Source organism: Proteus sp. PR00224 (assembly GCF_016238105.1).
GTDB lineage: Bacteria > Pseudomonadota > Gammaproteobacteria > Enterobacterales > Enterobacteriaceae > Proteus.
Genome location: NZ_JAEHQU010000003.1, coordinates 158,926 through 171,996 on the forward strand (window position 1 = coordinate 158,926; position 13,071 = coordinate 171,996).

General features: G+C 38.7%; 8 protein-coding genes. 1 reads left to right on the forward strand and 7 read right to left on the reverse strand.

The annotated features are described in order from the left end of the window. Positions 1–49: 49 nt before the first annotated feature. The 5 genes from JEP71_RS06790 to JEP71_RS06810 form a co-directional block, all read right to left on the reverse strand. Entirely contained in the window at positions 50–2,848 is a 2,799-nt protein-coding gene (locus tag JEP71_RS06790; protein WP_198625957.1) for a M16 family metallopeptidase, read from the reverse strand. Continuing rightward, on the reverse strand, positions 2,838–4,547 hold the full coding sequence (locus JEP71_RS06795; RefSeq protein ID WP_198625958.1) for an ABC transporter ATP-binding protein/permease: 1,710 nt from the start codon (positions 4,545–4,547) through the stop codon (positions 2,838–2,840). The genes JEP71_RS06790 and JEP71_RS06795 overlap by 11 nt, the downstream gene beginning before the upstream one ends. 63 nt (positions 4,548–4,610) lie before the next feature. Beyond that, positions 4,611–7,358 (reverse strand): TonB-dependent receptor, encoded by a 2,748-nt coding sequence (locus JEP71_RS06800; RefSeq protein ID WP_198619297.1) that lies wholly within the window; start codon positions 7,356–7,358, stop codon positions 4,611–4,613. Positions 7,359–7,461: 103 nt separating this feature from the next. Further along, positions 7,462–8,490, reverse strand: a complete 1,029-nt coding sequence (locus tag JEP71_RS06805) for a FecR family protein (RefSeq protein WP_232797545.1) — start codon at positions 8,488–8,490, stop codon at positions 7,462–7,464. Then, a complete protein-coding gene (locus tag JEP71_RS06810) occupies positions 8,480–9,028 on the reverse strand; it encodes an RNA polymerase sigma factor (RefSeq protein WP_109371879.1) in 549 nt (182 codons plus the stop codon). The genes JEP71_RS06805 and JEP71_RS06810 overlap by 11 nt, the downstream gene beginning before the upstream one ends. A gap of 171 nt (positions 9,029–9,199) precedes the next feature. Here JEP71_RS06810 and JEP71_RS06815 point away from each other — a divergent pair, with 171 nt between their 5' ends. Next, positions 9,200–9,997 carry an energy transducer TonB gene (locus tag JEP71_RS06815; RefSeq protein ID WP_198625959.1) on the forward strand — a complete coding sequence of 266 codons (798 nt, stop codon included), beginning with the start codon at positions 9,200–9,202 and terminating at the stop codon, positions 9,995–9,997. A 218-nt stretch (positions 9,998–10,215) separates the two neighbouring features. On the opposite strand, the gene JEP71_RS06820 is transcribed toward JEP71_RS06815, so the two are convergent. Both JEP71_RS06820 and ettA read right to left on the reverse strand, forming a co-directional pair. Further along, complete coding sequence (locus tag JEP71_RS06820) at positions 10,216–11,169, reverse strand: type II toxin-antitoxin system PemK/MazF family toxin (protein ID WP_198625960.1); 954 nt, start codon at positions 11,167–11,169, stop codon at positions 10,216–10,218. 182 nt (positions 11,170–11,351) lie between these two features. Beyond that, positions 11,352–13,019 carry an energy-dependent translational throttle protein EttA gene (gene ettA, locus JEP71_RS06825; RefSeq protein ID WP_198625961.1) on the reverse strand — a complete coding sequence of 556 codons (1,668 nt, stop codon included), beginning with the start codon at positions 13,017–13,019 and terminating at the stop codon, positions 11,352–11,354. Between the last annotated feature and the right edge of the window lie 52 nt (positions 13,020–13,071).

Consider the following 13,071-nt stretch of genomic DNA (forward strand, 5'->3'; position numbering starts at 1 on the left):
TTTGTTTTCGACAACGTAGTTAATTATCGTTTATAAACTAAAGTCGTTTTTATTTTTGATTTGGTGGCGTTAATTTAAATACTTTTTCATTTTCGCCTAGCCACTGACGAGCTACTTGGTTTATATCGTTAACACTTAATGTTTTTATAATGGCAGGGTCAGTAAGTAAACGCTGATACTGCTGGTCATCAGTTGCAACTTGTGCAAGGGCATCTGTCCAATAGCTTGCACTGTCATTTACTTGTGAATTTTCAGTTAGCCAGATATTTTTAGCCTCTTGTAACTCTTTATCTGTAATGCCTGACTGCTTAACTTCGTTGACCACTTTACGCGCGAGAGTGATTAATTCATCTGCACGCTCAGGTGATGCTGTAAAGTTTAAACGGCCAGTATAGTAGCTTGTAGGGACTTTCGTTAACATTTCAGAGAAACCAAGAGAGTAAATTCCTCCAGCACGTTCACGTAGATTAAGTCTTAAGCGTTGGCTGATCACCGTATCGAGTAAATTTAGCGCTAATACTTGTTGCTGTGACCATTGAGCAGGCGCTGCATATTGAATGCTAATCATGCTCTTATCACTACTTGCAATAGGATATGTTTTGCTAAACGAGGTGAGTTTAGGATTAATAGCGGGATCTGCCCAAAATAAGCGTTGCTCTGAACGTGTTGGCAGACTCGCAATCCAGCGCTCAATTAACGGTTTAACTTGATTAAGGTTCACGGGACCACTGATAACTAACGTCATATCAGCAGGTTGCCCTAAAATCATTTGGTTGGTTTGCTGTAATTGTTGGGCAGTAAACTGCTTCCAAGCACCTTGAGGAGAAACCACTAAACGATCGCCATTTTGATAACTTTCTTTATTGATATTATCTAAGAACGTGCGTTCAACAGGCGTTTTTGAAATGCCTAATGCCATCGCTTGTTTTTGTTGCTCTAATTTCTCGCCATTAAATTGCGGTGACGTGATTTTTAAGTGCATTAACGTGAGTAAAGTTTCCAATTCATCAATGGGCGCTTCACCACGGAAACCGTGGAATAATAGTTCACTGTAAGGGCGTAAACTAATTTGGTGTTGTTTGGTAAATAACGTTAATTCGCGAGCGTTATAATGACCATATCCACTGACTTCAGGTAATTTTAATGCCCATTGCACCATGCCTAAGCTTTGATTGGTTTCAAGGGATGAACCACCCGGAATACGCAGTGAAACTTGAATATTATCTTTAAGATAACTGTCATTTTTCACAATCACTTTTACGTTATTGCTCAGTGTCCACTCTTGTGTTTTTTCAATCGGCAGTGATTGCGTTGAAACAATGGAGCCTGTTTGTTCAGGTTTGATATCTAACACAACGGCTTGTGTTTTTAACGTAAATGCACCTGGATTTGATTGTCTAATTTCTTGCCAGCGTTGTGCTGCTTTAGTTGCACTAAATACATTGGCATCACTATCAGGGCCAATAACCGCCACTCGTGGTGATGCTTGTTTTAGGTATTGAGCAAAATAGTGTTCAAGTGTTTCAGGTGTCACTTTATTGATGAGTTGATAGCTTAAATTTAATGCCTGTTTTTTTGTTTGAATTGGCATCTCCAATTCGATCGCGGTGGTAATTTGATTGGCTAAATAATCGTGCTCGTAACGTTCTTCGCCCGCTGCTTGTTGACTTAGACGCTTTAACAACGCATTTCGAGCATTATCTAATTCTTCTTGAGTTACCGGAACAGAGGCTAGGCGTTGAACTTCGGTAAATAAGATATCTAATGCGCCTTGGTAATCATTACCTTTAGGGTGCGCAATCATCAATTGCTGTGAGCGGCGAGAGTCTAACATTGCGCCTTGCGCATTAGCGCTAATGGACGCAATCAAGCCATTATCGACGATAGTTGAGAAGCGTTGATTTAAAATCGATAGCCATAATGAATCCATTAGGTCTTCATATTGACCTTGGCGGCTATTTAAAGGTGCAGGCAAAGTACGTTGCAAGGTAAATTGCAAAATACGTGAGCCTTGTTCTTTATCGAAAATAGTCTTAACGAGTAAATCTTTATGATCGATAAAGTTGTGCCAAGATGGGTCGTCAATCCCTTTGTTCTCGCTATTTTTAGCGTTAAACAGTTGTTTAATATCTGCGATTGCATCGCCTTGATTAAAGTTACCCACCAGCACTAAAGCCATTCTTTCTGGTTGATACCAAGCATCATAATAACGTTTCGCATCTTTTACATCGCCATATTTAACGATGTCTAAATCACCAATAGGATCACGATCCAGATAACGGCTACCGTAATAACGCAATTCTTCTAACTGGCGGTTAATTCGAAAACCAATCCCCTGACGTAAACGCCATTCTTCAACAATAACAGGGCGCTCTTTATCAAACTCAATAGGGTCAAATGTCATTTCAAATGCCCAATCTGATAAGATTTTTAGCCCTGTTTTAATTTGGATGGGATTTGCATTCGGCAATGACAATTTATAGGTAGTTGCATTTAAACTAGTTGCTGCATTAACGTGGCTACCTAATTTCATGCCTAGGCTTTCAAGTTGTTTAAAGCCCGTTGTACCCGGAAAGTGTGTGGTGCCTTTAAACGCCATATGTTCGGTAAAGTGTGAAAAACCAAGTTGCTTTTCATCTTCTTGCACAGAACCGCTTTTCACTAATAGACGCATTTCAACGCCAGTTTGTTGGCGTTGCAGTAAGTAGACGTCTAAACCATTATCTAATGTAAAATGGCGAACATCAGGGCGCAGAGATAGCGTATTTTTGTCATTTTGATTAGGGGTGCTTGCAGCACACCCTAAAAGTGAAAGACTGACTGAAACAATCAGTAAATTACGATACATATTCGGTAGCTCCAGCAGGTTGAGAGGAGGATACGGTAGAGGCTTTTAATGAAAGCACATTATCTGCAATCACATGTGTAAAGCGCTGGTGGCTGACTAAGGCAATACCCGCAGTTGGCAGATGTTGTTTTAGCAACTTCAACATGCTTAATGCATTTTGTTCATCAAGTGCTGATGTGGTTTCATCTAGTAAAATAAGCTCTGGTTTATTGAGTAATAAACGGGCAAAAATAAGGCGTTGTTGCTCACCACCTGATAGGCGTGTTGTCCAATCAGTTTCCAGTGAAAGTTGATTTTTTATTTTATCTAAGCCCACCAAATGAAGCGCTTCTTCGTACTCTTTGGCGGAGAATTGATTAGGCTGATAAGGATAAGCGAGCAAACTATCTAAACGCGCAAAAGGCAGATACATACGTTGTGGGATCCAACACACATTTGGTGAGCGTTGAATTTCCCCTTTGAAATAAGGCCAATGTCCACTTAATGCTCTAAGCAGTGTTGATTTACCTAAACCAGAACAACCTTCGATAACGGTTAATTCACCCGCTTTTACAGAGAAGTTAATATCTTGGATTAACAGGCTGTTATCTTGCATAAATAGAGAAAGATTGGCTTTCAACTTAATCTGTTTATCATTTAAATCAGTGACTTCTGGCTCATGATCGTGCTCTAAAAGCACCACGAAATTGTAAAGACGCGTCACCGTTGCTTGCCATGCAGCAATCTCTTTATAGGAGAAAATAAACCAGCTTAATGCACCCGCAACGCTAGAGAATGCTTGTCTCAACTGCATTAATCCCCCTAGCATTAATTCGCCAGCAAGGAATTTAGGTAAGGAAAAAATAATTGGCGCCATTGCAGTAGCTTGTTGGTAGCCCACAGTGAAGAATGCAAGATTTCTTTCGTAGCGGATAAGGTTATTCCAGTTATGAATAACCCCTAAAAAACGGCCCATTAATTCATTACGATCACTGATTTCACCACGTTGGCCTGCAATTGCATCGCCATGTTGTTTACGGGTGATGAGAGCAGCACGGTAATCAGCTTCTTTGCGCTGTTTATCCATATTAATTTTACGCAGTGGCGAACCAATAAACTGCGTAATAGTGATCCCAATAATGGTATACACAATACAAGCCCAGAACATATAGCCAGGAATTGTCCACTCGCTACCACCTAATGTGAAAGAGATAGCGCCAGACAGTGACCAAAGAATGGTGGCAAAAGAGATAAGCGTGAGTAACGAGTGCAAAAATGTCACGGTTAAACGCATTGTTGATTCGATCAGTAAACGAATATCTTCTGCAATACGCTGATCTGGGTTATCAGGCTCTTGAGAAGTGAGTCTTAACATATAGTGTTTACTGTTTTTTGATAACCAGCGATCAAGCACTTGTTCAGTCATGCCTTCTCGCCAGCGAATGACCATTTTTTGGCGTAAAAAATCGCCCATTACTACCACAGTAATTAATCCCGCAATAATAATGACAAATTGTTGAAGGAGCTTGTATAACGCTTGTCCGTCAAGTTGTTGTAATGCGTTATAGAAACTGCCATTCCATTCATTCATTTTGACGTTAAACCAAACCGATGACAGGGTTAAGGTTAATGAGACAATCAACAGAAACCAGCAGTAAAGGGCGGCACGCCGCCCCCAAAAAGGTGAAACTAAATAGAAAAATTGTTTTATTGTTTTCATTGCTTATTGGTCATATTTTTATTGTTTATCGACTAGGTTGCTCACATTAACTTCGTCAATTTATTAATAGTCGTAGCTGACTTGTAACCAGAATTGACGACCTGGTTCATAAGATTTGTAATCTTTATCTTGGTAAGTGAAGTAGTCAGCCACATTTTTGGTGTTAAGGACATTATTCACTTCAACAGAAATACCGACACCATAAGCAAATTCAGGTTTCCAACCCAGTTTGGTATCCCAAGTAAAACGACTACTGTAATTACGTTTTTTGTATTCAAATAATGGACCATATTCACTTGGTTTTGGCGCGCCATTATTGACTTTTTCTGCTTGTGAACGAGCACCATTCCATTGAAGTCGGTTATACCAAGTAATATCCCAATCATCCCAAACACTGGTGAGTTCAGCCGTGACTTTTAATGGTGAGTTAAAATTGCCAGAAGGTAAGTCTTTGGCATTGATGATTTTTCCGTCATACCAAACTTTGTCATAGTTCATTCCTTGTGAACTAGGATCGAAATTGGCGTAACCAGAATCTTTAGGGGTATTGGTTTTGCTTTTCTGCCAACTAATAGAAGCATTAAAAACATGATCTGCTTGGGCTAATTCCCAAGGCTGACTGTTTTTCACTGAAAGCGTTAAGGTATCGTGAGTGCTGCGACCATTATTATTGAAGTGACGAATTCTTATTTTGTCTTTGTCATTCGGGTATTTTGTATCACTACGGACTTCGTCACGACCTTCACGATGAACGTATTGCAGACGCCAAGTTGTAGACACAATTTCTTGTTGTAAACCTAACGTAATTTCATCGTTATACGGTGTTTTGAGAGAATCAACACCTTCAAAGTCGGTACGGTTTTCCCAATCATTTGGATTGTTGTTATCACAAGAGAAATAGCAGTGCTGTAAGCCTGCATTTTGTGCGCCATACAGTGCGTAAGTCAGCATGGAACGACCGTAATAACGGTTTACACCACCAATAATTAAGGTATCACCTGTTCCCCAAAGATCATAAGTTCCGCTTAAACGTGGAGAAATATTATTTTTTTGAACAAAATCATCACGATCTAAACGGATACCAGGACGTAATGTGAGGCGTTTATATTGGATATTATCGTCGAGATAAATAGCGTAGTTAGTATACGAAGCATCATATGTGCCCGCTAAGAAACGCGTTGTTTGCTGCAATGAACCCATCCACTGATTATCCCATGTGGAACCTGTATAGGTGTAGTTGTAATAGGTTTTGTCGCGGATATAAGAGCCTTTAGTTCGGCTAATCTCAAATCCTGTCGTTGGCTGGTGACTCACGGCACCCCATTCAACAGGGTTAAATCGCATAATACTTTTTGCGTTATAGGTTTCTTGTCTACTTTTCAGATCACCTTGACCACCACTGCTAACCTGCTGTGGGTTTTGCCAATCGGTATAATCTTTAATGGTGATAAAGTAGTCTTGATCATTAGTACGCTTATCTTCAAGGTTTTGATAACCCGCCGTTAATTCCAATGAACCAAGATCAAGTTGGTGTTTATAAAGTGCGGTAAAACTTAAACCATTATGTTCGTTGTCATAGCCTGAGTTATAGACAGAACCTGAGAATAAATAACTATTATAACGTGCAATATTGCTCGATAAATCAAGAGATTGTTTCTCTGAGATATCCCATGAATATTTAATAAAATAGTTATCTGATGTTCGAGTTTGATCTTTATAATGAGGCGTTTGCTCAACTTGTTCTAACTGACCATCTGGAGTCAGAATAATTCCGCCTTCTGCACTTATCATCATCGGGATCGTTGATTCACGACGAGATGCAGAGAAAATAAGTCCGGTGTTGTCTGTTAAGCCTGTTTCAAACCAACCACCAAAGTTTTGTTTATCGTATTTTTTCTGGAATCGAGCGGGATTACTAAAATCGTTATTTGCGGTATCAAAATTTAGTTTTGGATCGGTGAAAATATTGTTCCAGCTTGAACGTGTTGTACGATAATAGGCGTTGGCGTGTGTTTCACCAGACCAACGACGACTTTGTACTTCAACCGTTCCCCCCGTAAATCCGCCGAATTCGACAGGAATATTGTTATCGTAAACTGCGACGCTATCAATTAAGCGACTATCAAGGTACATCCCTTGTTCATCACTACTAATGCGTGTGTTGGTTTCACCTAAACCTGAATTAGCAGGGTCAAAATCGTTGTTAAAACTGACACCGTCAAGTTTGTAAGAGTTTTGATAACTACTAGAGCCGTGAATAGAGATACGCGAAGGTTTAATTTCACCCTGATTCATTGAGGTGCTGTCGTTATTGGAAAATTGAACAGCAGGGTTACTTTTTAGTAAGTCAGTAACGTTTCCATCACCTGTATTACGCTGTTTTATCTCTTCTGAGGTGATGTATTGTGGGGCTGAAACCACATCAGTAGCTGGATGATATGTACTACCGACACCGGTTACTTTAACTTCAGGAATAACGATCGCGTTGGCAGTTGCAAGGGGGCGAATAACAAACCCACTGCCTTGTGGAATAATTTCTAATCCACTCCCGATTAAGACTTTTTGTAATGCAGTTTGGGTTTCAAATTGACCTGAAAGTGCTGGAGCACGTAGGTTTTTAACCGAATTTGCATCAAATAAAATTTGTACTTGTCCTTGTTTTGCAATGGCACTTAATGAATCAGCTAAAGACTGCTCTGGTAAAGCCACTGAAACTGTAGATGCATAAGCGCAAGGTGCGGCAATAGTGGTACTTATTAGCAATGCTAGTAAAGACCTCTTAAGGGTCCTTTTTTTGTTATTCATTCTCATTTCACCAATCCCATTCACTAACTTAATAATTGTTGTTACTAGGGAAGAGGGTGAAATGAGAATTATCCTCACCTGTAAAAAAGAATATTTTTCATATTTCTTTTTACTTATTGATAATTAAAGCATTATTTTTATCAGTAAAAACAACATTAACCGGCAATATCAGTGGAATTGCGGTAATAAAGTCTTTGGCATCATTTATGTTAGCGATCCCTGAGACTTTCATTTTGGCGATTTCGGGGGAGGAAATTTGAATATTGATATCAAGATAAGGTTTGAGCTTGGTTATCACTTCATTCAATGGGCGCTCAAAGAAATGCAGTTGACCAAAACGCCAACTTCCCACGGAATCAATATTGACCGAAGAGATAACAAAGCTATCGCTGGCTAATTTGCTTGTAGCCTGAGAGCCTGCGTACAAATAGGCTGGCGAAGATTTCGGTGTTGCTTTTACTTCAACGATCCCTTCATGGACAGCAACGTTAATTTGATTGTTATCATAGCGACTAACTTCAAATTCAGTGCCAACTACTTTAATTAATCGGGTATCAGCATGCACATAGAAAGGGCGATACGGATTTGATTTTACCTTGAAATAGGCTTGTCCTTTATCCAACCATAAACGCCTTTCTTCTTGCACATAAGCCACTCTTACCTGTGTATTTCTGTCTAAATAGACTTTAGAGCCATCAGCTAAGGTCATTTCTTTCGGTAAATCGCTGGTTGCAAGCGTCATATTATCCATCAGTAATGCAGGTAAATGACTATAAGGAAGATATAAAACGGTGAGTAAACAAAGAGTAGCCGTGGTGTGGATCATTGGGCGCCAAAAAGAGCGTTTTTTCTTTTCAACGGTGGCGATTGTTGGTCGTGGTAATGCATCGCATTGACGCCAGATCCCAGCAATATCTTGATACGCTTGCCGATTTACATCATTTTCTATCCACACTTTAAACGCTTGACGTTGCTGAGGTGTCATCCTTTGGCTATATTGTCGGGTGAACCAAAGGGCTGCTTGCTCATCAGTCGATCCATTGAGTAATTCATCATTAGTCTCCAAAAAAAGGGAGTCTAGCTCCTCATCTGTGTGAGGTTTTATTTCCGGTATATTTTTTTCCGGCTTACTCATCATTCGAGCATTTCTCCTGTCCTGCATCGACATATCTTTTGCAATGTAATAGGGCAGCGGCAATATGTTTTTCCACCATACTGATTGAGATTTCCATTTGCTCTGCAATTTCGCTTTGTGATAGTCCATCAAAACGATAAAGAACAAATGCTTCTCGACGGCGTGGAGGTAATGTTTCAATTGCTTCGCTAAGTAGATCTAAACGCTGTTGATGCTCAACGACATACCCCGGATCAAGCTCCGTGGTATAACTTTGAGCGGCGTCATCTAATTCACAATCATCCTGATAGATATCTTTTTGCTTTTGATTTTTTCTCCAATGGTCAATCAAAACGTGGTTCGCTATTTTAAACAGAAAAGCACGCTGTTCTTGCACAGGTGTTTGTTCTTTTCTGTTTAGCCATAGTGTAAACACATCTTGAGACAAATCATCTGCATCATGGTAATTACCCGTACGTTTGTGGAAAAAACGCACAAGTTGTCCATAGGTTGATTGATAGGCACAACTAATTTTTTGTGCCAATGATTTATCGCTAGCCATAATCTCTGGTGTCTAAAAAAGAGTGAAATAATAAGCTCTTACTGCTTCTCATGCGAACAAGTTATGATAATTATCAAGCTAATTTTTTATTGTATTATTAATAATAAGCAATATCATTTGTGTTTGTATTATGCCTATAATTCACAAGAAAGAAAATCAGAGGCAAGAATTATGAGTAGTATGTCGGCGACTTTTTCACGCCGTGGATCATTTTCTATTGGTGGATTAACCGCCAGTATTTTATTTCATGCAACGTTAGCTGTTGTCGCTATTGGCTGGATAACATCTAAAGATGAACGCCATGGTGTTTTACCACCAGCGATGACAATGGATCTTGGTATCTATCAATTAGCACAGGCAGAAACAAAAGAAGTTCCTGTTGGGCCTGAAAAAGTGATGTCTGTTCCTGAACCCGCAGAGGTAGAGCCAGAACCTATCAAAGAAGTGTTAGATTTACCTAAAATGCCTGTAGTAGAACAAGGTACTTATGAGCGTATTCCAGAAAAGCCAAAAGTAAAACCAGTGGTGAAACCAAAACCTGTTGCGGTGAAAGTACCTGATGATCTTCCTGTCTCAGAAGCACCATCAGATGTAACAAGCGCACCTATTTCTGGTTCTAATACAAGTAGTAGTGCTCAATTTAATAGTTTATCTACTTCTTCTGTGAGTGGGCAAATGGGCTGGGAAAGCTTAGTTCATAGCCATATTAATGCCTATAAACGCTACCCACGCACAGCATTGCGCTTTAAAGCAACGGGCGTGACACAAGTTTCTATTGTGTTAAATGCAAAAGGTGAGTTATTAGACGCGAAAGTAGAAACATCATCAGGTAATCGTATTCTTGATAGAGAAGCGTTAAATACGATTAAACGTGCTTCGCCATTTCCAGCGCCTGAAAGCTATCGTTTAGTAAATGGTAATATTTCATTTACTGCGCCTTTAACGTTTGATTATAGGCAAGAGAGCTAAGTTATTATTTATAATTATTTACTACATAATAAACTAACTATTAAAAATAAATAATTTAAAGAAACAGAAACTAAAAAACCACCGTAAGGTGGTTTTCTAGTTTTAATCTTTGTGTTCGTCGGCATCGCAATTTTTCAGCGTCGCGGGGAAGATTGCCGGCTCTTTTATCCCCACCAACGAAACAAGAGTATCATAGTGAAAATATAACATCAATATAATTATTCAATAGAGTTTTTGTATAATAAAATCTCATTATCAATTTCATCAATATGTGAAGCGTGACTTCCATTTGTATACATATACATCTCTTTTAAGAGCAGTAAATTATTTTTCAAATGATATATCTCTGATTCTAATTTATTATTCTTTATTTTTAAATCCTCTAATTCTGAATATAATTTATTTTTTGATATTGATGATAATAATCCTTTGTCTAATAACTTTCGATCGTTACGGCAAATAGATGCTCGATAATCCTCATGTCTATAGTATCTTTTACGAGTGTTTAATTTAAATAAAGGAGGAAGTATTCGCGTTACACAAATAGTTTGGATCATATCACATAAAGCATAAGTTTCTTTTTTAGCAAGATCACCAATGTTTTTTATTGATTCATCTGATAATTTAAAAATAGAGGAATTAACGGCTAAGTCATGAGGCTTTTTTGATGTGAGTGGAATGACTTTAACTCCTCTGTCATCTGCTTTTACGACAATCGCAGGCCTTCTCTTATGCATTTCACCCTGTTGAATATTATCAGGATAGCGTTTATTTGTTTTTATACTGGCATCCAAAGTGACACATGAGAAGATATGTCCAAATTCAACAATAATAATTTTACCAAGATATAATATTGATTTAGCACTTTTATAATTTTTATTTTTTAATGTTTGAGATAAATAAATATCATCTGAAACATTTCTTGGAGATAGCCAAATATTTATAATAATATTGTTCTCAGATAGAGTTTGAATTTTTGAACTTTTTATTTCCCATCTGTGTTCTTTTCTACCGATAAATGATTTTGTGATAAAAACAGGATAGAAATTTTCTTTATCAATGTTATCTCTAAATAGTGGAGTGATAATTTCATTTATACCATTTAGAATAACATGACCTAATAATATTTCAGTCCGATAATTATAAAATTCAAAATAATTAATTCTTATCATAATATAATCCGTTAAGTAATAGTGAGGTATATCTGTGTTTTCGGGATTATTTTAGATTAATGTGACTTTATTTTTTCTATTTTAAACTTTAAATATATTTATTAAATTTCAAACTAATTAAATATAAAAAAGCAGAGAATAATCTCTGCTTTTATTTTTAGTCGTAAGGAAAATAATTAAAACTATTTTGTCATACGTTTGTATTTCATGCGACGAGGCTGAATAGCGTCGTTGCCTAATGTACGTTTTTTGTATTCTTCATATTCAGTAAAGTTACCTTCGAAGAATTCCACTTTTCCTTCATCTTGATAATCGATGATATGCGTGGCAATACGGTCAAGGAACCAGCGGTCATGCGAGATAACCATTGCACAACCAGGGAACTCTAATAGGGCGTTTTCTAATGCACGTAAAGTTTCAACGTCGAGGTCGTTAGTTGGTTCATCGAGCAGCAACATGTTACCGCCAACTTGTAGCAGCTTCGCAAGGTGTAAACGACCACGCTCACCACCAGAAAGTTCGCCAACACGTTTACCTTGGTCAATACCTTTAAAGTTAAAACGACCAACATAGGCACGGCTTGGGATCTCAAAGTTGCCAATACGCATAATGTCTTGACCACCTGAAACTTCTTCCCAAACAGTTTTACTGTCGTCCATGCTGTCGCGGAACTGATCAACAGACGCCAGTTTAACAGTATCACCTAAAGTGAGTGTACCTGAGTCTGGTTGTTCTTGACCCGAGATCATACGAAATAGTGTTGATTTACCTGCACCGTTAGGGCCGATAATACCGACAATCGCCCCTTTAGGAATAGAGAAGCTTAAATCATCAATCAGAACGCGATCACCATAAGATTTTGTTAGATTATTAATTTCTAACACTTTATCCCCTAAACGTGGTCCAGGTGGAATAAAGAGTTCACTGGTCTCATTACGTTTTTGATAATCAACGCTGTTAAGTTCTTCAAAGCGAGCAAGACGTGCCTTGCCTTTTGCTTGGCGACCTTTAGGATTTTGGCGGATCCACTCAAGTTCTTTCTGAATAGATTTATGACGAGCCGCTTCAGTTGCCGCTTCTTGCTCAAGACGAGCGTCTTTTTGCTCTAACCATGAAGAGTAGTTACCTTCCCATGGAATACCTTCACCACGGTCAAGTTCTAAGATCCAACCCGCTACGTTATCAAGGAAGTAACGGTCGTGGGTGATCGCCACAACAGTACCTTCATAATCATGTAAGAAGCGCTCTAACCAAGCCACAGATTCTGCATCCAAGTGGTTAGTTGGTTCATCTAATAACAGCATATCTGGTTTTTCTAACAGGAGACGACAGATAGCAACACGGCGACGTTCACCCCCTGAAAGTTTCTCAATTTTTGCGTCCCATTCAGGTAAACGTAGCGCTTCTGCTGCACGCTCTAATTGATTTTCAAGGTTATGGCCATCATGAGATTGAATAATCGCTTCTAACTGACCTTGTTCTTTTGCTAATTTATCGAAATCAGCATCAGGATCGGCATAAGCCGCATAAACTTCATCAAGGCGGTTTAATGCGTTTTTCAGTTCGCTGACGGCTTCTTCAACGGCTTCACGTACTGTATGTTCTGGGTTTAATTTTGGTTCTTGTGGTAAGTAACCAATTTTAATACCTGGTTGTGGACGTGCTTCACCTTCGATATCAGTATCAATACCTGCCATGATGCGTAGTAATGTTGATTTACCAGCACCATTAAGACCAAGCACACCAATTTTCGCGCCCGGGAAGAAGCTGAGTGAAATGTTTTTAAGGATATGTCGCTTAGGTGGGACAATTTTCCCGACACGCAACATACTATAAACGTATTGAGCCACTATAATTACCCTTTGATTATAAAAGAGATTTTATCTGAGGTGCCACTTTTTG

Coding starts and splice junctions, on each gene's coding strand:
- JEP71_RS06790 (WP_198625957.1), bottom strand. CDS start 2,848: ATGTATCGTAATTTACTGATTGTTTCAGTCAGTCTTTCACTTTTAGGG.
- JEP71_RS06795 (WP_198625958.1), bottom strand. CDS start 4,547: ATGAAAACAATAAAACAATTTTTCTATTTAGTTTCACCTTTTTGGGGG.
- JEP71_RS06800 (WP_198619297.1), bottom strand. CDS start 7,358: ATGAGAATGAATAACAAAAAAAGGACCCTTAAGAGGTCTTTACTAGCA.
- JEP71_RS06805 (WP_232797545.1), bottom strand. CDS start 8,490: ATGATGAGTAAGCCGGAAAAAAATATACCGGAAATAAAACCTCACACA.
- JEP71_RS06810 (WP_109371879.1), bottom strand. CDS start 9,028: ATGGCTAGCGATAAATCATTGGCACAAAAAATTAGTTGTGCCTATCAA.
- JEP71_RS06815 (WP_198625959.1), top strand. CDS start 9,200: ATGAGTAGTATGTCGGCGACTTTTTCACGCCGTGGATCATTTTCTATT.
- JEP71_RS06820 (WP_198625960.1), bottom strand. CDS start 11,169: ATGATAAGAATTAATTATTTTGAATTTTATAATTATCGGACTGAAATA.